The sequence below is a fragment of the Streptomyces sp. NPDC018026 genome (genome assembly GCF_044327745.1).
Classification (GTDB): domain Bacteria; phylum Actinomycetota; class Actinomycetes; order Streptomycetales; family Streptomycetaceae; genus Streptomyces; species Streptomyces rubrogriseus.
Window position 1 is genome coordinate 1 of sequence record NZ_JBIRFY010000030.1, and the last position, 19474, is coordinate 19474.

Annotated in this window: 16 protein-coding genes; 8 read left to right on the top strand and 8 right to left on the bottom strand. The window is 67.8% G+C overall.

Going from position 1 to position 19474, the window contains the following annotated elements; all coding sequences use genetic code 11:
- Window positions 1-125: 125 nt before the first annotated feature.
- Window positions 126-539 (bottom strand): organic hydroperoxide resistance protein, encoded by a 414-nt coding sequence (locus ACH4D3_RS40550; RefSeq protein WP_134655069.1) that lies wholly within the window; start codon window positions 537-539, stop codon window positions 126-128.
- Window positions 540-3379: 2840 nt separating this feature from the next.
- On the opposite strand from ACH4D3_RS40550, the gene ACH4D3_RS40555 reads away from it, so the two are divergent.
- The gene (locus tag ACH4D3_RS40555; RefSeq protein WP_398332787.1) at window positions 3380-4474 is read left to right on the top strand and encodes a hypothetical protein; all 1095 of its coding nucleotides are present in this window, start codon (window positions 3380-3382) and stop codon (window positions 4472-4474) included.
- A 529-nt stretch (window positions 4475-5003) separates the two neighbouring features.
- Here ACH4D3_RS40555 and ACH4D3_RS40560 read toward each other — a convergent pair.
- Window positions 5004-6095: an SAM-dependent methyltransferase gene (locus tag ACH4D3_RS40560; RefSeq protein ID WP_398332788.1), complete on the bottom strand. Its 1092-nt coding sequence runs from the start codon at window positions 6093-6095 to the stop codon at window positions 5004-5006.
- 317 nt (window positions 6096-6412) lie between these two features.
- Window positions 6413-7144 carry an SDR family oxidoreductase gene (locus ACH4D3_RS40565; RefSeq protein ID WP_398332789.1) on the bottom strand — a complete coding sequence of 244 codons (732 nt, stop codon included), beginning with the start codon at window positions 7142-7144 and terminating at the stop codon, window positions 6413-6415.
- A 187-nt stretch (window positions 7145-7331) separates the two neighbouring features.
- Here ACH4D3_RS40565 and ACH4D3_RS40570 point away from each other — a divergent pair, with 187 nt between their 5' ends.
- The 3 genes from ACH4D3_RS40570 to ACH4D3_RS40580 all read left to right on the top strand — a co-directional run bounded on the left by ACH4D3_RS40570 (window position 7332) and on the right by ACH4D3_RS40580 (window position 9760).
- A complete protein-coding gene (locus ACH4D3_RS40570) occupies window positions 7332-8108 on the top strand; it encodes an AraC family transcriptional regulator (protein WP_398332790.1) in 777 nt (258 codons plus the stop codon).
- 87 nt (window positions 8109-8195) lie between these two features.
- The gene (locus ACH4D3_RS40575; protein WP_398332791.1) at window positions 8196-8720 is read left to right on the top strand and encodes an SDR family NAD(P)-dependent oxidoreductase; all 525 of its coding nucleotides are present in this window, start codon (window positions 8196-8198) and stop codon (window positions 8718-8720) included.
- 8 nt (window positions 8721-8728) lie between these two features.
- Entirely contained in the window at window positions 8729-9760 is a 1032-nt protein-coding gene (locus ACH4D3_RS40580; protein WP_398332792.1) for an LLM class F420-dependent oxidoreductase, read from the top strand.
- Window positions 9761-9874: 114 nt separating this feature from the next.
- Here ACH4D3_RS40580 and ACH4D3_RS40585 read toward each other — a convergent pair whose 3' ends face one another.
- Both ACH4D3_RS40585 and ACH4D3_RS40590 read right to left on the bottom strand, forming a co-directional pair.
- Window positions 9875-10918, bottom strand: coding sequence for an NADPH:quinone reductase (locus tag ACH4D3_RS40585; protein ID WP_398332793.1), 1044 nt, complete (start codon window positions 10916-10918; stop codon window positions 9875-9877).
- Window positions 10919-11136: 218 nt separating this feature from the next.
- Window positions 11137-11973 carry an enoyl-CoA hydratase/isomerase family protein gene (locus tag ACH4D3_RS40590; protein ID WP_398332794.1) on the bottom strand — a complete coding sequence of 279 codons (837 nt, stop codon included), beginning with the start codon at window positions 11971-11973 and terminating at the stop codon, window positions 11137-11139.
- Between the two features lie 107 nt (window positions 11974-12080).
- Between ACH4D3_RS40590 and ACH4D3_RS40595 the strand changes: the two genes are divergently transcribed.
- Window positions 12081-12473 (top strand): winged helix-turn-helix transcriptional regulator, encoded by a 393-nt coding sequence (locus tag ACH4D3_RS40595; RefSeq protein WP_398332795.1) that lies wholly within the window; start codon window positions 12081-12083, stop codon window positions 12471-12473.
- A gap of 79 nt (window positions 12474-12552) precedes the next feature.
- On the opposite strand, the gene ACH4D3_RS40600 is transcribed toward ACH4D3_RS40595, so the two are convergent.
- From ACH4D3_RS40600 to ACH4D3_RS40610, 3 genes are all read right to left on the bottom strand, one after another.
- The gene (locus ACH4D3_RS40600; protein ID WP_385974023.1) at window positions 12553-14091 is read right to left on the bottom strand and encodes an MFS transporter; all 1539 of its coding nucleotides are present in this window, start codon (window positions 14089-14091) and stop codon (window positions 12553-12555) included.
- Between the two features lie 110 nt (window positions 14092-14201).
- Window positions 14202-14696, bottom strand: coding sequence for a MarR family transcriptional regulator (locus tag ACH4D3_RS40605; RefSeq protein ID WP_385974013.1), 495 nt, complete (start codon window positions 14694-14696; stop codon window positions 14202-14204).
- 203 nt (window positions 14697-14899) lie between these two features.
- Entirely contained in the window at window positions 14900-15541 is a 642-nt protein-coding gene (locus ACH4D3_RS40610) for a TetR/AcrR family transcriptional regulator (RefSeq protein WP_398332796.1), read from the bottom strand.
- Window positions 15542-15666: 125 nt separating this feature from the next.
- On the opposite strand from ACH4D3_RS40610, the gene ACH4D3_RS40615 reads away from it, so the two are divergent.
- From ACH4D3_RS40615 to ACH4D3_RS40625, 3 genes are all read left to right on the top strand, one after another.
- Entirely contained in the window at window positions 15667-16464 is a 798-nt protein-coding gene (locus ACH4D3_RS40615; protein ID WP_398332797.1) for an alpha/beta fold hydrolase, read from the top strand.
- Between the two features lie 64 nt (window positions 16465-16528).
- A complete protein-coding gene (locus ACH4D3_RS40620; RefSeq protein ID WP_398332798.1) occupies window positions 16529-17905 on the top strand; it encodes an FAD-binding oxidoreductase in 1377 nt (458 codons plus the stop codon).
- A gap of 209 nt (window positions 17906-18114) precedes the next feature.
- Window positions 18115-19473, top strand: coding sequence for an MFS transporter (locus tag ACH4D3_RS40625; RefSeq protein WP_398332799.1), 1359 nt, complete (start codon window positions 18115-18117; stop codon window positions 19471-19473).
- Window position 19474 lies beyond the last annotated feature (1 nt).

Below are 19474 nucleotides of genomic sequence, written 5' to 3' on the forward strand. Positions count from 1 at the left end.
CTCCCCCGCGCGTGCGCCCCGCGACGCCCCCCCCCCCCGCCCCGCCCCCCCCCCGCCGCCGCCCCCCCGGACCCGCCCCCCCCCCCCCCCCGCCCCGCCGGGGAAGAATGGCCCGGGGCGCAGACTTACTCGACGACGAGCTGCACGGGGACGTTGCCGCGAATGGCGTTGGAGTACGGGCAGACCAGATGTGCCTTTTCGACGAGTTCCTGGCCGGTGGCGCGGTCGACACCGTTGGGAAGTGTGATGCGCAGAACGACGGCGAGGGCGAGCCCCTCACCCTCCTTGCCGATCGACACCTCTCCGGACACGACCACCTTGGAGAGATCAACGCCGGCCTGTCGGCCCGTGATACCGAGCGCTCCGCCGAAGCAAGCCGCGTAGCCGGCGGCGAAGAGCTGCTCCGGATTGTTCCCCTCGCCGCTGCCGCCCAGCGCCTTCGGCATGGCAAGCTGGAGGTCCAGGGACCCGTCCGAGGTGGTGGCCCGGCCTTCACGGCCCTGGGTCGCCGTCGCGATCGCGGTGTAAAGCGCGTCCATGATTATTGGTTCCTTCTGTGTGTTGGGCATGGCGGCAGAGCCGCCGCAGCAACCTGGGGGACTGCCGTACCCGATGAACAGTGGTATTTGCTCTCTGTAAATCGCCAGGACACAAGGTGCCGACCGGGTGGCTCTGCGCGGAGGGCCACGAGGCCAGGGTGCGTGCCCGGCCATCGCAGTGCTTCCCTGTCCGGACAGGAGCCTCGGGATACCTGGTGCCGACGCTGAAGAGGGATCGACGCCGATGGGTCCGAGTAGTCGCATCGTCAAGGCGCCCTCATCACCGGGTCGTCGGCGGGCAGGCCCGTATCGGGTGATTGTCGTGTCGTAGGCGATGAACCGCCCCGTTCCTGGTTGAGGGATCCGCGTGGAGGCCCTGTATCAGCGATCCTGTGGACGCCGCTTCGGGGTGCTCCGTGCTTGTCATGACTGTCGCGGATCCGGGCGAGGGGGCCGCGACGGCCGGTAGAACCGCGGCGACCGGCAAAGCGGCCGCAGCCGCCAGTACCGCACCGGCCAGGAATGAGGGGCGCAGAAGTGGCATGGGAAGTCACCCACCAGGTAGGGAGAACGTTCTGTCTAGCTCTGCATAGGATGCGGCATGAAGGCGCCTTACGTCAATACCGAACGTTCTGCTTCGGTGGTGTCGGCTGCGTCATCGCCTCGGAGGTGATGAGAGGTGGGCGTCGCCGACTGTGTGGCGCTGTGTCCCTGCGCGCTCTGCGCGGCCTGAAGTTGATGCCGACTGCATGCTGAGAGGTGGTGCCACGATAAGGTTGCGTATGTAGGGTTCGCTACAGCCCGCGACGGGGCGGCGGGCAATGGGGGAGCCGCCAGACCACTGACCGGCGGGTCGTCGGCAGTCGCTCCCGTCCTCTCGACGCTGTCCCGACGCTGAAAGCCTCAGGAGAACGAGTGAGCGCAGCTTTGAACACGCCTCACGGTGTGCCGATCCAGCTCCGGACATGCCTCGGCGTACCCTGTGGCCGGCCCCTCGGCGACAACCGCGCCGGTCTGCAGCCCGCTCTGCCCGCGAGTCTCGCAAACGGGACACTCGAATTCGTCAAGGGCGGCACCGGTTGGCCCATGACCTACTTTTTCGAGCGTGGTCGAATGAAGCGGAGGGTGGTGGGTGCGCTCGGTCGGTTCTCGGTGGGCGGGCGCCACTGGACGAGCCCAGAGCCCCGCTCTGACAAACATTCAGAATCCGCCAAGCGGGAGTGCTAAAGAAGCTGGCCCGGGATGTGGCGTCCCGGGCCAGCCATGTCAAGGAGGTCAGTACTACTTACGTCTCTAACTGAATACGCATCGTGGCCGGGTCACTACCTCCCCAGGCGGTCCCAACCTCTGATGTGAATCTTCCTGCACCTACTGGACTGGAGCTCATTATAGCTGCCCGTTCGGCGGTTGGCGTAGTCGTGCCGCAAAAGCACCGGGACAACACGAACGCCCACTCGCCTCACACCTCTGCCTTCCCGTCCCCAACCGGGTTCATTCGACCACTCGGCGTGATGGCGGACCGCACCCTGTCCGAGCACTCCGCCGGGGACCCGCTGCTCCTGACGCCCGGTATGCGCAGGATGCTCAGTGCCGCAGTCCGCGCACTCATGGACGATCCGCGTCTCGCCGACGCCTGCCACCTCGTCCGGCTCACGGCCGTGGTCCTCCTGGCCAAAGCTCCCTCCGCATCCACGCATGTCACCATGAAGTCGAGAGACTTGGCCGGGTGGCTTGGATTCGGCGTCTCGCACGTGGCCCACACGGTGCTTCCCCGTATGCGCCGGTCCGGTGTCACGACGTGCGAGCGCGCCCGCGACGCTCAAGGCTGGACCAGGGCCCTGGAGTTCGAGCTGCTGCCGTTGAGCGACGCACGCGCCGAGCAGACAATGAATCCCCTGTCCTCGCTGACGAAGAAGGATCTGGCGACGCTGCTTCGCTTTTGCGAGGCGGTCCTGGGCCCGGGGTGGGCACCCAGAGGCAGGCCGGTCACACCGCCCGGCTTCTTGGCGGCCCGGCGAGGGAGAGCCGCGGCGACCGACCGCCTGACGATGCTGCTCCTGGCGCTGGAGTCCCGGAGCGACGGAAGCGTGCGGATGGCTCCAGGGCGCCTTCCCCAGGGCCACAGCCGCGCCGAGGTGACTGTTGCCCGGCTGCTGAGGTGTTCGGTCGACGAGGGCGCCGACGCGCTGGCGCGGTTGCTGTCGATGGGGGCGGTCGCATGGGATCGCCCGGAAGAGTCCGGGCAGGGCCGTCTGTTCGTCCCGGCCATCCGCGCCGCGTACAGGTGCGCTCGTGGCTCACGGTCCGCATGGCACAACGATGCTCCGGACCACGAGTGGGCGGGTGCGGGGCGCCGTGATTCCTCGTCCGGAGCGAGAACGTGCGCGCGATGCGGAAGTGAGGACGCGGGGCGGCCTCCGGATGCCGAGGGCGTCAACCGGTCTCAGAGGGGTGCGCAGGACGGCTTTGACGAGTCCATATGTAGTGCATGTAGGGATCAGGCTCTCGGCATCGACGCATCGCCGCAGGTGGGATCGTCGATTGACGCGGTCGCAGCCATGATGAGTTCTGCAGACCCCCACACTCCTCACTCACCTGTGGCTTCTCTCCCTTGTTCCTATGCAGCTGAGTTGGTTGGCTTTTCCGGCTCTGCCGACGTGAGCAAGGGTCGACTGCGGAATCGCGCGCGAGAGGAGATGCCCTCTCCCGGGCACGGAGACACCAGTACTCCATCGTCGAGTCGCCGGGGTCGACTCCGACCAGAACCACGAAGAACCCACTTCGGAGCAGCCGCAGCCACTGCCCCGCGAACCGGTCCGCCTGCCACCGCCCCCGCTGCCGTGCCGGAGGGCCTCAAGCAGGCACTCGCCCCGGTGGAACATCTGTGGACCCGGCTGAGCCGGACATCCACCGCCCGCTGGCTGGCGAAGGCGGTGGACGCGGAGCTGGCGCGCCTGCGCGGTCTCGTCGGAGACCGGACTGGGGCGGCCGAGCACAGACTTGCCGAAAGGCTTGAGCGGCGGCTCAACCGTCAGGGAGCCCAGCCGATCCATGATCTGGCCGGCTGGCTGATCAAGCGTGGGCTGCCGCAGAACAGAGAGTGCTGGTCACACCTGTGCGACGACGGAATACGCGTTGACGACGGCAGCTACTGTGAGAGCTGTGAGTGCCTGATCGCGGACCGGCGGAGACTGCGCACTGCGGTGGCAACCCGGGTCTCGGCCGGGCGTCACCGCATCCCGCAGCTGGAATGGCGTACTGCCTATGAGCGGGAGCTGCGGACGATCGTCCACCGCGAAACCGCTGCGAGTCTCATCCGGAGGAAGTCGATGGCCGAGAAGCAGGCCGCGTTTCTCACCGCCGTCGACAGACGGAAGGAGGCTTGGGCGAAGGCACGAGCGGCAGCGGCAGCACGGCCTTGTGCAGACTGCGGGGCGTCCGATGCTTCAGGACTGTGTCCGGTGTGTACCTTGCGGCGTGAATCGGCCGTGCTGGTGGACAAGGCAGTGGACATCGCCGTCGCGCTGCGTGCCGACGCCGGCGACCTACAAGCACTCGCGGCACTGACCGAGCAGGTGAGGCGGGACACCTGGGCGATCGTGCGGAGAACCGGCCTCGGAGGCCGGGGTGCCGCTGTCTCGCGGGCGTTCGCCCAGCGGGAGTTGGCCAAGAGGCTCTTGGCGGGGCGCCGGCAGCTGGCCCTAGAACGCTTGCAGAAGTCGGAGCCGGCGAATGCCGAGGCCGCGCAGGTGACGCGGTTGGCTCAGCGGGGGAGGGGCGTCACGGAAGCGGGCAGGGAGCGCACACTGATCGCCGTCGAGCGTGCCCGGGAGCGGGTGGCAGAGGAGCTGTTGGCCGAGTTTCTGGACGAGCTGTACCGAGGCCGGTCCTCGGCTGTGCCGAACAAGCGGACCGCGGACAGTGCATGGGCGTGAGGGGCATGAGCCGGAGGGTGCTCGGCGAGCGCGTGGGGCTGGGACCGGGTGCCGGGCAGCCGGCGGCTCATGCCGTCGTGCCGTCGTCCGCACTCGGAGGGCGGGCGGTCGGTCCGACGGCAGCCGCGGCGCTCTGGACGCGTACCTCGCAGACCACTCCCACACTCGTTGTCCCACGTTCGTGCGGGGCCCGCGAGGGGTCGTGCGGCTGTCTCGGATCCGGGTCCCGGGGCTGTGCGGGATGAGAGGACGACCGGCTACCAGGGCGCGAGCGAGGTACGAACAGGCAGCCCGGACCCGGAAGGCCGAGCCGGTGGTGCGACGCCGCGCACCGCACGGTCCGAGCTCGGGTGGAGGATGTGATCGGCCCGATGACGAACTGCAAGAGCCTCCACGATTGCCGGGAGCAGGGCTACGGCCTTCACCACGGCCCGGCCGTCCGAGCCGTCGCCCAGATGTACGACCTCGCCCTCACAGCGTGACCGGAAGACTGTCGCCACCGGCTTCGACCTGCCCGAGCGTTGCCGGGTCAGTTCCCCCGTCGGCCCACCGCGATCCGGCCGAGGGCCGTCTCCAGTACCTGCGTCTCCTCGAAACCGCCGTCCTCCAACTCAGCGGCCAGTTCTTCCGCGGTGCGGACAGGTGGAACATCTCGGGAGTCGGTGACCAGTGCGTCGAGGGCGGAGAGCAAGCGGGCGTCCGGGGCGTCCTGCGCCTGCGACGGAAGCTCCTGCACCAGGAGGATTCCACCGGGAACCAGCGCGTTCCGCACGCAGGCGAGCGTGGCTGCACGGCTGCCGCGGGGGAAGAACGCCTGTGCCCAGTAGGCGACCTCGTATACCGCCTCGTCGGCCAGCTCCTGTGCGTCGATGTGACGAACCTCCAGACGGTCGGTCACCCCGGCCGTCTCCGCCCGCTTCACCAATTCTTCGACGACATCGCCGGCCCGCTCGACACCGACCGCGCGCAGCTTGGGGAACATCGCCAGGTTGGCCAGCAGGAATCCGCCCGTGCCACTGCCGACGTCCAGCAGTGGGCCGCCCGCAGCCAGCCGGTTGCGGATTTCCGGCAACACGGCATAGGCCATGTCGAAGATGGCCTGCGAAGCGGCAGTGGGCAGCATGCCCCAGTTGCGGGCCACGGCCAGCGCATCCGGCTCCCAGCGGGAGCTCCCGGCGGGGGAGAGGGCGGAGCCGACCCGGTCGCGTGCCGCGGCGACCTCGTCCATCGAATAGTCCAGCCGCAGCCCGGAAGGGCCGTCGTTCAGCGCGGCGAACTCCGCAGTGAGGACGAACGTGGCGGACGATCCCTCTACTCGGTTGACTACCCCGGCCGATTCGAACACGTCGACGACCCGCTGCGCACGCACGGTAGGGACCCCGCTGATGCCGGCCAGTGACTCGACGGTCGTGGGCGAGGCCAGCGCAGCCAACCACCCCCCAGAGGCCGCCGCACGCAGCAAGTCGACCACCTGGCCGGCCGCGGCCCACTGCCGCAGACGCGCGCGGGCGCTCATCGCCGACTGAACGAGGCCGAGTTCCGACTCGATATCCCCAGTCCTCTGCTCATCGGGATTCGCGCCGATGCCGCTGTCACCGTTACCTTCGGTCGACTTCTTCATGCCTTTTCTCCCGTGTTGTTGAGCAACATCAAAGGCGCCTGGTCGGCTGATCCTTCAGGAATGAGCGGAGCAAGGCGCGCGTCACGTGGCCTGCCCAGGCTACAACACGAGAGAGAACGTTCGGTATGCAAGCCTCCGGCCTCTCGGTCCCGGAAGCGACGGTCACCGCGGTGCAGCGCTCGATCGCCGAGCTCACCAGCGGTCGGTTCCACCGCGGACGGCAACGTCGGCCATGTCAAGGCCCGCTGAGCACAGACACCGAGAGGGGGCGCCCCAGAACTGGAGCGCCCCCTCTGCGCGGAGTCAACGGTGCGGTGTCAGCGTGCCCGGGTCGGTCGGATGATCAACTCGTTGACGTCCACATCCGACGGCTCTCCGATGGCAAAGGCGATCGCGCGGGCGATCGAATCCGCCGAAACGGCGCCCGCCGCGCGGTATTCCTTGATCGCCTGGGCCGCGGTCGGGTCGGTGATGGTCTCGGCGATTTCGGATTCCACCACACCGGGGGAGACGGTCGTCACCCGGATCGAGGGGTCGACTTCCAGGCGCAGGCCCTCGGTGATCGCCCAGGCCGCGAACTTCGTCGCGCAGTACACCGCGCCCGTCGGCACGAGTTCGTGCGCCGCGGTGGACCCCATCGTGATGAAGTGTCCGCCACTCTGCCGTTGGAAGTGCGGCAGCGTCGCGGCGATGCCGTGCAGCAGTCCGCGCACGTTGACGTCGAGCATCTGATCCCACTCGTCGACGAGCAACGCGTCGAGTCGGGACATCGGCATGATTCCGGCGTTGTTGACAATGACATCCACCCGCCCGTGCTCGGCCACCGCGGCGTCGACGAACGCGGCAACGTCCGCGCGGTCGGTGACGTCGAGGCGCCGTACGTCGATGCTTCCGCCGGCCTTCCGGACCCGGTCGGCCAGTTCGGCGAGGCGGTCCTCGCGCCGAGCCCCGGCGACGACGTGATGCCCTTCTGCGGCGAGGCGTGTCGCCACTGCTTCACCGATGCCGCTGCTGGCGCCGGTGACGAGGATGATTTTCGAATCGGTCATGGCATCATCCTCCGTGCTGGAGCGGCCGGGAACGAGGGTGCGTTGCACCCAGGCTGACGCCGCCGCGGTTGCTACTACTCCGGAGCGATACGGTGGTCTCTCAACGGAGTGGCCTCTCAGCGCGCAATTACTGGAATTACAATCTTCCATTCTGGTCAGCCGCCCATGCGAGCTACGCTGCCTGCTGATGACTGAGGTTGCGCAGCAGGCAGTGTTCTGGACCGATGACTCGTCGGTCTGCGAGCCCATGGGCCATGGTGAGGACATCGCCGCGCACTTTCATGACTACGGCCAGTTGAGGTATGCGGCCTCTGGGGCGCTCGTCACGACGACCAGGGTCGGCACCTGGGTGGCGCCGGCGAGCTGCATCACGTGGGTGCCGCCCTTCTACGGCCACAGCAGTCGCTCTCATGGTGAGACCGATGTCCGAGTGCTCCCGGTTCCGGCAGAGCTGTCCGAGGAACTGCCGTCCGAACCGTCGATCTTCGTGGCCAGCGCACTGCTGCGCGAGGCGTTCATGGCGATGAGCAGCGAGCATGAGGCTGCCGCCAGTGAGCGTGGCGGTCTGCTGCTCGCAGTGATCCGCGCGGAGCTGATCCGCGCTCCGCAGGAACCACTACGGCTGCCGGAGCCGAGGGATCCTCGCCTCAAAGCCGTCACCGACCTTCTCCACGCAGACCCGGCCATTTCGGCGACGCTGGCGGAGCTGGGGCACCGGACGGGCTCGAGCGAGCGGACTCTCAGCCGGCTGTTCGGCAGCGAATTGTCGATGAGCTTCCATCAGTGGCGCACGCTGCTGCGGGTTCAGCGGGCGCTGCTCGAACTAGGTGAAGGTACTTCGGTCACCGAGACGGCGATACGGCTTGGCTGGGCGAACCCCGGCAGCTTCATCAGCGCTTTCACCGAGCTGGTCGGCCAGACGCCCGGTCGTTACCGCTCCATGGCGGGTACGGCGCGTAGGTGATCACAGCCTTCAACTTGGCGGGTTACCGGAAAATCGTGGCGGATTACGGGTGGCACGCCTGCTCGCTCGGCGGCCACGCTTGCAGGCATGTCTCACCACCTCCCGGGTCACGGCGCCGCGACTTCGGCACCCGCCACGACGGCATGCTCCGAAGTCACGCATCGACCCCTTGAGCGGTTCGGTCCAGCCGTTCACGTTCCGGTCGCCAACGACGGCGGACCCTCGATCCAGCGCATCAGCGAACTCGCCAACGAAGTGTGGCTGAAGGCCTTCGAGCGCCACTTCTTCTACATGGTGAGATCCGTGCCCGCCTTGCCGTACATGACTACCGAAGGCGGCAGCATCCTCACCGTGGTCTCCGGCGTCGTCGAGCGCCCGGCCGTCGGCATGGCGGCATCCGTCGGGGTGGGGTCGGCAGTGATCGGCTACGCCAAGACCCTCGCCCTGGAGGTCGCCAGGCAGAACATCCACGTCCATACCCTGCTGCCCGGATGCTTCGACACCACCCTGCTGAGCGGGATGCTGGAACGACAACCAGAGTCGTCCCGAGCCGGCCTCGGGAGCGGAGTGCCCATGGGACTTGCCGACTTCCAAGTGAGGCACTGTTCATGAAGCGGACCATGAAGATCTCGACGATGCTCACCTACGGCACCGACCCGCGCGAGGCCGCCGATCACATCACTCGACTCGAGGCCGCCGGGCTCGACACCGTCTGGGTCGCCGAGGGGTACGGCTACGACTCGCCAACCTTGATGGGATACCTGGCTGCCCGCACCTCGAGCGTGGAGATCGGCGCGGCTATCCTCAATGTCTACTCCCGCACCCCGACGATGCTCGCATCGACCGCGGCCGGACTCGACAGCGTGTCCGGCGGCCGTGCCGTCATCGGCCTCGGCGCCTCCAACCCGAAGATCATCGAGGGGTGGCACGGCATGCCCTTCGTCCAGTCGACCGGCCGTACCAAGGAGACCGTCGACATCATCCGCGCGGTCCTGCGGCGCGAGGCGGTCGACTACAGCGGCCGCTCCTTCGAGATCCCTCTTCCGGCCGGTCAGGGCACCGGCCTTGGTGAGCCGCTGAGGATCATGACCAAGCCGCCACGCCCCTTGGTTCCGCTTTACGTCGCCGCGCTGGGACCGAAATCAGTCGAAGGCGCGGCGGAGTACGCCGACGGCTGGCTGCCTTTCCTGTACTCCCCCGAGGGTGCCGCCGGGGTATGGGGCGACGCGCTCGCCACGGGAACCGCGAAGCGCTCCGAGAACCTGGCGCTCCTGGAGGTCGTCGCCGGTGGCATCGTCGCTGTCGGCGAGGACGTGAAGCACGTACTCGACCATGCTCGGCCGATGCTCGCGCTCTACATCGGAGGCATGGGCGCCCGCGGCAAGAACTTCTTCAACGACCTCGTCCGACGCTACGGCTACGAAGCCGAGGCCGAGGAGGTCCAGGACCTCTACCTCGACGGCAAGAAGAAGGAAGCCGAGGCCAAGGTCCCATTCCAACTCCTTGAACAGATCAACCTCGTCGGCCCGGCCTCGTACGTCCGGGAGCGGATTGAGGCTTTCCGCGAGTCCGGCGTCACCAATCTCCAGGTGACCCCGACCGGCGACGACCCCGCCGGTCTCGTGCGCCAACTCAAGGAGTGGGTAGCCTGACTTCCGTTTCCGTCCGGGCAGCACCCCTCGCAGCGCTTGGCGGTCAATGGTCCCGAGGTGGTGGCCTCTCCGCTGGTCGGAATGCCACTCGACTTTTGCCAAAGTGACGTCCCGTCAGCGCAAGTCGAGTACCGCCTTCCCGGTGATGTGGTTCTCGACGGCTTCGTGCGCGAGCGCCACGTCGTCGAGGCCGAAGGAGTGCACCGGCAATGGTGTGAGAGCGCCTTCGCGCAGGGCCGCGGTGATCTCTTCGGCGGAGCGGAGCAGCGCGTCCCTCGGTTCGGTGAGGAACAGTGCGAACCGCAGCACCAGGTTGGACCACATGAGACGGAAGACCGGCAGTGCCGGGTCGTTGGGCTGCGCCGTGTAGGTCACGATGGTTGCTCCCGGGCCGGAAACGGCCAGATCCAGTGCGAGGTTGTCGGTCAGCGCGACCTCGATGATCCGGTCGACAGGCCCGGCACCGTCGAGGATCTGCTGTGCGGCGTCGGCGTTGCGGTAGTTCACAACGAGGTCTGCACCCGCAGCCCTGGCCGACGCGGCCTTCTCCGGCCCGCTGACCGTCGTCACGACCCGCGCGCCCGCGGCTTTGCCGAGTTCGATCGCGTAGTGCCCGACGGCGCCCGCACCGCCTGCGACGAGGACCGTGCGGTCGCGGGGCGAGCCGTCGGCGTGCAGGCACCAGTGCGCGGTCATCGCCGGGATGCCGAGACAGGCGCCGAGCTCGTCGGAGATCTCGTCCGGCAGCACAACGGCCTGCTCGGACGGCACTACGGTCCACTCCGCCGCGGTCCCCCACGGATGGCCTGCGCCGGCCATCCAGATCCACACGCGGTCGCCGATCCGGCTCGGGTCGACGCCCGCGCCGACCGCGTCGATCGTGCCTGTGCCGTCCTGGTGAGGGATGCGGCCCGTGTGTTCGCCGACGGGCTGGAAATCCTGCGGTGTGGAGTTCAGCCGCATGAAGATGTCACCCGGGTTGATCGCGGAGAGTGCGACGCGGACACGGACCTGGCCGGGGCCGGGCTCGGGGCGCGCGACGTCGAGCACCCGCAGCACGCCCTTCGCGGGGCCAGGGGTGTCGTAGAGGGCTGCTCTCATTGGTTCATCTCTTCTCTTGCTTGCGTCTTCTCTTGCTTGTGGCGCGGTCCACGGCACTGGTCAGAGGACCGTGCACGTCGTCACGGCGGGGGTCAGTACCGCGCTGTGGTCTGGTCTCCTCGGCCGCGAGATCACTGCCTCGCCAGCAGTCGGCTGGGACAGTGCCGGCGTGCGGCTGACCCCAGCTGGTCCGACCGGCCGCGGGGATCACTGATCGAGGGCACTGGCGTGAGCGGATCTCGTTCGGAGCCCTCTGTCACGCCGTGGCTGTCCTTCTAGAGGCCGGCAGCGAGGCTTCGCATGACCGACTCCAGATCGCGCTCGCCCGCCGGGGTCTGGGCACCGCGCTCCAACGCCCCCGTCATGAGCCGTGCCGGCAGCGCCCCGCTCACCAGCTCGGCCCATGCGTCGTTTTCCGCACGCAGGCCGTCGGTCAGGTCCGCCGGAGGCACCAGCTGCTTGGCGGCGGCGATGAGCTCCGGGGGGAGCGCGGCGATCTTCCTAGCCACCCCGTCGACGAACGCGTCCAGCTCGGCTGCGGGTACCGCACGGTTGATCCATCCGTAGGCGGCCGCAGTGTCCGCATCCACCAGGTCACCGGTGAGCAGCAATTCCAGCGTCCGGTTGCGCCCCACCCGCTCGCGCAAGTACTGCGTTCCTCCGCCGCCCGGCACGATGCCCATCAGCACCTCGCTCTGACCGATCCCCGCGGTTTCCCGCGCGGCGAAGGTCATGTCGGCCGCCGCGACGAACTCGGCGCCTCCGGCTCGCGCCCTGCCCGCCAGTTTGACGATCGTCACCTGCGGCTGGTGACGCAGCAGCTCACCGATGCCCTGGAAGAGATTGGCGTCGGGGTTGCGGTCGGCGATCACCCGCAGCTCGTCCATTTCGTCGAGGATGTGGATGTCGACGTGAGCGATGAAGAACTCGGGGTTGGCGCTGGAGAAGACAATGACGTGGACCGAGCGGTCGTCCCGCAGTATCCCGAGGACGTCGTGCAGTTCGCGGATCAGGGTTCCGCTGAGCACGTTGACGGGGGGATTGTCCAGGGTGATCCACGCGACTCCGTCATCGAGGGCGACACGAAGCGTCGTGTACCGGTCCGGGTTCATGAATGGTCCAAGGTGTGCGATGAGCCAGTAGGTTTGCCATGCATACCTACCCTGGGCTCTGTGCCGAGACCGGTCAATAACGCACTTTTCAACAACCAAGGATCCTGATGGATACCGAATCCGCACCCCTCCGGCCCCACCACCTGCCGCGATTCAGCGCCGAGTGCCCAAGCCGCCCCATCCTCGACCAGATCTCCGACAAGTGGTCGATGATGGTCATGGCGGTCCTGGAGCAACCGACGCGGTTCAACGAGATCAAACGACAGCTGGAGGGCGTCACACAGCGGGTGCTGACCCACACGCTGCGGAGGCTCGAACGCAACGGCATGATCCAGCGCCGGGTGCTCGAAACGTCCCCGCTCGGCGTCGAGTACTCCCTCACGCCACTGGGCGAGTCGTTCCGCGACCCATTCACACGCCTGCACGAATGGACGATTGAGCACAGTGACGAGGTCCTATCGGCGCAGCACGCGTACGACGCGCGGTCGTCGGGACGGTAGCCGCCGTACCCAACCCCTCGACGGTCTCGAAGACCCCACGGGGGAGCGACTCAGGGCGCCGCCTTCCGCCGGAGCGGGTTCAGGGCGTGGGCTCCGTCTCCGGGGTCTGAGCCAGGCCGCTGGAGGCGCGCAGTGGGACCTCCTTGATGAACAGCGTGACCAGGAAGGCGATCAGGGCCGCCGGGGCGACGTACAGGAAGATGTCGCCGATGCCGTGGCCGTAGGCGCCTTCCAGCCAGGTGCGAACAGTGGCCGGCAGCACCGAGAGATCGGGGAGTTGGCCGCTTCCTGATACCCGTGCGGCGGTGGCCTGGTCCTGCGGGCTGAGCTGAGCGATGCTCGTGAGGGCGTGGTGGCCGATGCGGGTGGTGAGGATCGAGCCGAGCACCGAAACACCGACGGCCCCGCCGAGTGAGCGGAAGAAGGTGACCGTGGAGGACGCGGCACCGAGGTCGCTCGCGGCCACCTGGTTCTGAGTGCAGAGCACGAGGTTCTGGAGGGTCATGCCGACGCCGAGCCCCACCAGGGCCATGTACGACGCTATGTAGAGGTATGGGGTGTCGTAGCGGATGGTGCTCAGCAGACCCAGGCCCGCCGTGAGCAGTGCGCCGCCCGCCAGCAGCCAGCCCTTCCACTTCCCGGTGCGGGTGATGAGTCGGCCCGAGACGGTGGAGGACACGAACAGGCCGGCGATGAGCGGGATCGTCATGACGCCCGACATGGTCGGCGAGGCACCGCGGGCGAGCTGGAAGTACTGACTGAAGAAGACGGTACCCGCGAAGAGGGCGATGCCGACGAAGAGGGAGGCGACGGAAGCGAGGGCGATGGTCGGGTTGCGGAACAGGCGCAGCGGGATGATCGGCTCGCTGGCCCTCGTCTCCACGAGCAGGAAGACCAGGGTCAGCAGGATCGCGGCGCCGACCAGCGTGTAGGTCTGCCACGACAGCCAGGAGTACTTGTCGTCGGCGAAGGTGACCCAGATCAGCAGCGTGCACACGGCGGCGGTGACGAAAAAGGCGCCGGCCCAGTCGACCTTGACCTGGCGCTTGATCACCGGCAGATTCAGGGTGCGCTGGAGGACGATCAACGCCACGACCGCGAACGGGACGCCGACGAACAGGCACCAGCGCCAGCCGAGCCAGCTGGTGTCGGTGATGACTCCACCGAGCAGCGGGCCACCGACGGTGGCGACGGCGAAGGTGGCGCCCAGATAGCCGGAGTACCGGCCGCGCTCGCGAGGCGCGATCATCGCGGCCAGGACGATCTGTCCGAGAGCGGACAGACCGCCGCCGCCCAGGCCCTGGATGACCCGAGCGGTGATCAGCGTGGCCGAGTTCGGGGCGAATCCGGCCACCAAGGAGCCGATGACGAAGACAACGAGGGCCGACTGGACAAGGATCTTCTTGTCGAACTGGTCGGCGAGTTTGCCCCACAGAGGTGTGGATGCGGTCACCGCGAGGAGTGACGAGGTGACGACCCAGGTGTAGGCGCTCTGACCGCCACCGAGGTCGTTGATGATCCGTGGGAGTGCGTTGGTGACGACGGTCGAGGAGAGGATCGCGCAGAACAGGCCGAGCAGTAGTCCGGAGAGGGCGCGCATGATCTGCGCGTGGGTCATCGGCTCGTGGGCGGTCCCTCCCTCCTGGTGGGAGTGCTCCTGCACACCTGTGTCGGGAATTGTCATGGGGTACGGTTCCTTGTCTGGTACGTGATGTCGGGTGACGGCTGTCAGGCAGCCGGGGTATGGGACCGCAGGGCATCCTCGGGCGGGTGTGCGTACGTGTGCTGTCCGTCCCACGGAGTGTCGAAGTCGGCCCGGAGCCGTGCCAGCAACCGCGCCAGCCCGAGGACGTCCTCGTTGCTCCAGTCGGCCAGCCGCGCGGCAAGTTCCCGCGAGCGCGCCTCGGAGATTTCGGCGAGCCGGGCGCGGCCTTCGGAGGTCAGGCGCAGGATGCGTGAGCGCCGGTCGGCCGGATCGGGCTTGCGTTCGATCCAGCCCTGCATGGCGAGTTGGGCGACGTGACGGCTGGTGACCGAGACGTCGACGTTCTGCAGTTCGGCGAGCCGGCCGAGGCGCATGGCGCCGTGGTGGCCCAGCAGGGCCAGCACTGTGGCGCAGCCTTCGGAGCAGCCGGATGGAAGGGCCCGGCCCAGCTCTCGGCGTACGGAACCGACGGCGCTCAGCTGGCGCAGCAACTCCGCGAACACGGTGGTCTCGGCCACATGAATCTCCAATGTTATTGCTTGAGGCAACTATGTGGGTGAGTCGCTGCCTCGGGCGGGTTTCACCCCCCGGTGAATCGGTGCAGGGTGCGAGGGGAGCGCCAAGGACGATCGGGGTGGGGGAGTTCCTGGTTGTGAGCGGGGACCCCGGTGAAGGGGTCCTCCGCGTCTCCGCGTCGTCCGTCGGTACTGGGGTGGGCGGGTCAGGGCGCCTGATCCGTGGCGCTGATGAGGGAGGGGGCATTCTCCGGTGCGGTGACGGAGTCGGTGCGCTTCCGGAGGAGTCCTTCGACACCGGTCAGGAAGGTGTTGGATACCAGTTCGGGGTCGAAGAGGCAGCCGGCCGCCATGGCGCCGTCCCTGAGCATGACGAGGTGTCGTGCGGGCGGGCCGGCGGGCGCGTCGCTGGTCTGGGCGAGCAGCTCCGTGACGCTGTTCAGGAACCACTGGCGGTGGGTCAGGATGAACTGGTGGATGGGGTGGGCGGGATCGGGGTATTCGGCGGCGGCGTTGAGAAAGGCGCAGCCCCGGAAACCGGGGGACTGAATACTGTTGGCGATGGACTGGGCGACGGCCTGGACTTGGGCGACGCCTGACTCGCTGCTCGCCCGGGCGGCAGCGACCTGTGCGCGGATCGCCTGGTCGGCTTGGTTGAGGTAGGCGAGGACGAGATCTTCCTTGCCGGTGAAGTGCCGGTACAGGGTGGCCCGGGTCACCTTGGCCTCGACGGTGATGCGGTCGATGCCGACGGAATGGATCCCTTCCGCGTAGAAGATCTTGGTGGCTGTGTTGAGGAGCCGTGTTCTGGCCTCGGAGGTGCCTCCGCTGTCTTGGTTTGGGTTCATCAAGTCAGGCTATCAAAGTATGAGGCAGAACGTTCGGTATTGACAAGAGCTCCGATCTGCCCTTCTAATGATGCGACCGAACGTTCTCCTTCGAGGACGAGTCTCGAATACTCAAGGGATATAACGTGCGCATTCGTATCTCGCGTCGCCTCGCGCTCACCGCGGCCGCATTCGCTCTGCTCGGTGCCGCCACCGCGCCCGGCGTGGCGGCGGCGAGCGGCGAGAAGCACTCGTCTCCGAAGCCGACCGTCGTCCTCGTGCATGGCGCGTGGGCGGACTCCTCCAGTTGGGCTCCGGTCATGGAGCGACTGCGCAAGGACGGCTATCCGGTGCGGGCTATCGCCAACCCGCTGCAGGGGCTCACCGACGACACCGCCTACGTTTCGAGCTACTTGTCCACCATCGATGGCCCCGTGGTGCTGGTGGGTCATTCCTACGGCGGCGCGGTCATCACCAACTCGGCCGCCTCGGACCCCGACGTCAAGGCGCTTGTCTACATCGCCGGCTTCATCCCCGCGAAGGGGGAGACCGTGGGTGAGTTGGCCGCCCAGTCGTCGCCGCCCATACCCCTGGTCTCGACGTCCGTGCCGGGAGGCACCGACGTGTCCATCGATCCGGACCACTTCCGGGATGTTTTCGCCGGCGACGTCGACAGGACCACCGCCGCCAGCATGGCGGCCGCCCAGCGGCCCGCCAACACCAAGGCCGTCTCGGACGCCAGCGTCGACGAGGCATTCCGCACCGTACCCTCGTGGAGCCTGATCACTCGCCAGGACCACGCGATCGCTCCTGACGTCCAGCGCTTCATGTCGAAGCGGGCCGGTTCACACATCACCGAGGTCAACGCCTCCCATGCCGTGATGATCAGCCGTCCCGGCGCGGTGACGGAGACGATCGAGGACGCTGCCCGCAGTGTCCGGTGACATCGGTTGACCGTATCCCGGTGCAGCTACGAACGCCGTTGTCGCAATCCACATGAGAGGTGCCATGCCCGAGATGACTCACCAACGACTCGTCCGTCTCACCGACACGCTGCGGCGGACCATCCGCACAGGTCAAGTGGTCACCGCGGGACCGGAGTACGAGGCCGGCCGCCGCATATGGAACGGCGCCGTGTCCGCCCGCCCCGGTGTCATCGTCCGTTGTGCCTCCCCGGCCGAGGCCCGGGACGCCGTGCTGGCGGCGCGGGAGGCCGGTGTACCGCTGTCGGTGCGCGGTGGTGGTCACGACTGGGCCGGCCGGGCGCTGAGCGACCGGGGCCTGACCATTGACCTCTCCGGCCTGCGACGAGTGACGGTGGATCCGCTGGCAGGGGTCGCCGAGGTCGAGGGAGGAGCCACGGCCGCCGATGTCGTCGCCGCCGCCCAGCCCTTCGGGCTGACCGCGGCGACGGGTTCCGCCGGTTCCGTGGGTATGGCCGGGCTCACCCTCGGCGGCGGCTACGGACCGCTCAGCGGTCGCTTCGGGCTCGCCCTGGACAACCTGCTGTCCGCGGACGTCGTCCTCGCCGACGGCACGCTCGTCACCGTCGACGAGGAACGGGAACCCGATCTGTTCTGGGCACTGCGGGGCGGCGGCGGGAACTTCGGGGTCGTGACCTCGATGCGCGTACGTCTGCATGCCGTGGAGTCCGTGCTGTCGGGCATGGTGATGTATCAGTGGGACCAGGCGGCTAGTGTCCTGGCCGGGCTGTCGGACTTCCTGGCCGGGAGTCCGGACGAGTTGACCGTGCAGTTCGGCGTCCTGCCTGGTCCCAAGGACGACGACCCCGTCGTGTTCCTCGCCCCGACCTGGAGCGGTCACGACGCCGGGGCGGGAAGGCGTGCTCTCGCGGGGCTCGACGCCCTCGGTACGCCTCTCGTCTCGCAGCTGGGACCCACCACGATGCCCGAGATGCTCGCGGGTATCGATGCGCAGTTCCCCTTCGGCCGGCATGTCGAGATCCGACCTCGTTCGGTCTCGTCGCTGACCGTGGGGGTGCGTGACGTGCTGACCCTCGCGGGTTCCACCCTCACCTCGCCCTACTCGGCCGTGTCCGTGCACAGCCTGCACGGTGCCGCGGCGCGCGTACCCGTGACCCGGACGGCTTTCGGCAACCGTGACCCGCACCTCATGATCGAGATCATCGCGCTGTGGGAACCCGACGACGACCGGGCATCGGAGCACCGCGCCTGGGCCAGCAACCTGACCAGTGCCCTGGAGCCCGAGGCCCTGCCGGGCGGCTACCCCAACCTGCTCGGAAGGGACGAGGTCGCACAGGTCGCACACGCCTACGGTGCGAACACCGAGCGGCTGCTCGCGGTGAAACGCCGTTACGACCCGGACAACGTCTTCCGCGCGATCTCCCTGCCGGTGGGGTCCTGAAACCTCGGTGTCGCCCGGAGCCGCCGGAGCGCAGGCGGCCGGTCCAAATGAATACAGGACACAAACCTAGCCACCTCAGTTACGTCTATGTAGAGTGAGCGTTACATACAGGTGGCCAGGCGGTTAGCACCGCACGGTCGGCCTCAACTCCTCAGCTCATCGGCCTTCCATGAAGGCCGCGTCAGGCGTCGCAACGAGGCGAGGTTTCCGTGAGCATTGTCGAGCAGGTCAAGAGCGCGCCCATGAGCCGCGCACAGATTCAGGCAGTCGTGTTGTGCCTCGGGATGAACCTGCTGGACGGGTTCGACCTCCTGGCCACCTCTTTCGTAGGTCCCGCGATCTCTCGTGAATGGGGCCTTTCCCCGTCGCAGCTGGGCGTTCTGCTCAGCAGTGGGCTGGCGGGTATGGCTTTCGGAGCACTCTTCCTCGCTCCTCTCGCCGACCGTGTCGGCCGCCGCCGGCTGACCCTCGGGGGGCTGGCCATGGGCGCGCTGGGGATGCTGGCGGCGTCCGTGTCCCAGGACTTCGGCCAGCTCCTCGCCGCCCGGCTGGTGACCGGCGCGGCGGTGGGTGTGATGGCGGCCAGTCTTCCCGTACTCGCCTCCGAGTACGCGAACAACAAGCGCAGAGGACTGGTCGTAGCGCTGATCACGACGGGCTACGGCTTGGGCGCGGTCATCGCCGGCATCACGACCAGTCTTCTGCTGGGTCCGGTCGGCTGGCGTGCGGTCTTCCTGTTCGGAGGCATCGCCACGGCGGTCCTCTTCGCACTCGGACTGCGCTTCCTGCCCGAGTCCATGGACTACCTCGTCTCCCGCCGCCCCGAGGGCGCGCTGGCCAGGCTCAACCGGATTCTCCTCTCCATCGGACACCCGCAGGTCGACGAGCTGCCAGAGCAGGAGACCGGGTCGTCGCGGGGAGTGGCGGTCGATGCCCTGTTCCGTGGAGGCAACGCCCTCCGTACGGTGCTGGTCTGGGTCGCTTTCACCACGGCGATGACCGTGTTCTACTTCGCGAGTTCGTGGACGCCCACGCTGCTGCTGGAGGCGGGCATGTCCAGCCAGCAGGGCCTCAGCGGTGGCGTACTCTTCAGCCTCGGCGGAGTCGTGGGTGTCATCTCGCTGGGCTTGTTGCTGTCTCGCGTCGAGTCCCATCGGCTCACTGCCGCGTACTTCCTCGTCTCCGCAGTTGCGCTGGTGCTCTTCTCGGTGACGCTCGGGTCTCTGGGCGCCGCGCTCGTCGTCGCGGTCTTCGTCGGCTTCCTCCTCAACGGCTCGGTGGCGGGACTCAACGTCATCATCCCGACGCTGTACCCGGCCCATGCCCGTGCGACCGCGCTCGGCATCGCCGTGGCCGTGAGCAGGCTCGGTGCCGTATTGGCCCCACTGCTCGCCGGTTTCCTGCTGGAGAGCGGATGGGCTCCGGAGTCAATGTTCCGGATCTTTGCCGTTCCGGCTCTCGTCGGCGCCGCGGCGACGATTTTCCTGCTGCGCGGAGCACAGGTGGGCAGTGTGGATGCAAGGCCGGCACCGGCCGCGACCGAAGCTCCAAAAGGCGCTGTCGCATAAA

What these genes read in the sequence shown, in the direction of transcription:
- ACH4D3_RS40550 (WP_134655069.1), bottom strand. Translation starts at nt 539, where the DNA reads ATGGACGCGCTTTACACCGCGATCGCGACGGCGACCCAGGGCCGTGAA.
- ACH4D3_RS40560 (WP_398332788.1), bottom strand. Translation starts at nt 6,095, where the DNA reads ATGAAGAAGTCGACCGAAGGTAACGGTGACAGCGGCATCGGCGCGAAT.
- ACH4D3_RS40565 (WP_398332789.1), bottom strand. Translation starts at nt 7,144, where the DNA reads ATGACCGATTCGAAAATCATCCTCGTCACCGGCGCCAGCAGCGGCATC.
- ACH4D3_RS40570 (WP_398332790.1), top strand. Translation starts at nt 7,332, where the DNA reads ATGACTGAGGTTGCGCAGCAGGCAGTGTTCTGGACCGATGACTCGTCG.
- ACH4D3_RS40575 (WP_398332791.1), top strand. Translation starts at nt 8,196, where the DNA reads ATGTCTCACCACCTCCCGGGTCACGGCGCCGCGACTTCGGCACCCGCC.
- ACH4D3_RS40580 (WP_398332792.1), top strand. Translation starts at nt 8,729, where the DNA reads ATGAAGATCTCGACGATGCTCACCTACGGCACCGACCCGCGCGAGGCC.
- ACH4D3_RS40590 (WP_398332794.1), bottom strand. Translation starts at nt 11,973, where the DNA reads ATGAACCCGGACCGGTACACGACGCTTCGTGTCGCCCTCGATGACGGA.
- ACH4D3_RS40595 (WP_398332795.1), top strand. Translation starts at nt 12,081, where the DNA reads ATGGATACCGAATCCGCACCCCTCCGGCCCCACCACCTGCCGCGATTC.
- ACH4D3_RS40600 (WP_385974023.1), bottom strand. Translation starts at nt 14,091, where the DNA reads ATGACCCACGCGCAGATCATGCGCGCCCTCTCCGGACTACTGCTCGGC.
- ACH4D3_RS40610 (WP_398332796.1), bottom strand. Translation starts at nt 15,541, where the DNA reads ATGAACCCAAACCAAGACAGCGGAGGCACCTCCGAGGCCAGAACACGG.
- ACH4D3_RS40620 (WP_398332798.1), top strand. Translation starts at nt 16,529, where the DNA reads ATGCCCGAGATGACTCACCAACGACTCGTCCGTCTCACCGACACGCTG.